The sequence below is a fragment of the Pseudoalteromonas sp. SR41-7 genome, from assembly GCF_014163935.1.
Lineage (GTDB): Bacteria > Pseudomonadota > Gammaproteobacteria > Enterobacterales > Alteromonadaceae > Pseudoalteromonas > Pseudoalteromonas distincta.
In genome coordinates this window covers 1-751 of record NZ_JACJEF010000036.1, presented here as the reverse complement: position 1 = coordinate 751, position 751 = coordinate 1, and the positions used below count along the sequence as shown (strand labels likewise).

The following is a 751-nucleotide window of genomic DNA, read 5'->3' as shown; positions in this document are numbered from 1 at the left end:
GAAGAGCTACTTGAACTAGTAGAAATGGAAGTTCGTGAACTTCTTTCTGAATACGATTTCCCAGGTGATGACTTACCTCTAATCGCTGGTTCTGCGCTTAAAGCGTTAGAAGGCGAGAAAGAGTGGGAAGATAAGATTGTTGAGCTTGCAAATGCACTTGATTCTTACATCCCAGAGCCAGAGCGTGACATCGATAAGCCATTCATCATGCCTATCGAAGACGTTTTCTCAATACAAGGCCGTGGTACTGTTGTAACTGGTCGTGTTGAAGCTGGTATCATCAACGTAAATGACGAAGTTGAAATCGTTGGTATCAGAGAGACTACTAAGTCTACTTGTACTGGTGTTGAAATGTTCCGTAAGCTTCTTGACGAAGGTCGTGCTGGTGAGAACATTGGTGCACTTCTACGTGGTACTAAGCGTGAAGACGTTGAACGTGGTCAAGTACTAGCTAAGCCTGGTTCAATCAACCCACATACTACATTCACTTCAGAAGTATACGTACTTTCTAAAGATGAAGGTGGTCGTCATACTCCATTCTTCAAAGGTTACCGTCCACAGTTCTACTTCCGTACAACTGACGTAACTGGTGACGTACAGTTACCAGAAGGCGTAGAAATGGTAATGCCTGGTGATAACATCAAGATGACAGTAACTCTAATCGCACCAATCGCGATGGATGAAGGTCTTCGTTTTGCTATCCGTGAAGGTGGTCGTACTGTAGGTGCTGGTGTTGTAGCAACTATCGTAG

Annotated in this window: 1 protein-coding gene; it reads left to right on the top strand. The window is 44.1% G+C overall.

The window, feature by feature from the left end:
• Positions 1–751 (top strand): elongation factor Tu (locus H5092_RS20380; RefSeq protein WP_182734872.1); only part of this gene is annotated, 751 nt, incomplete at both ends.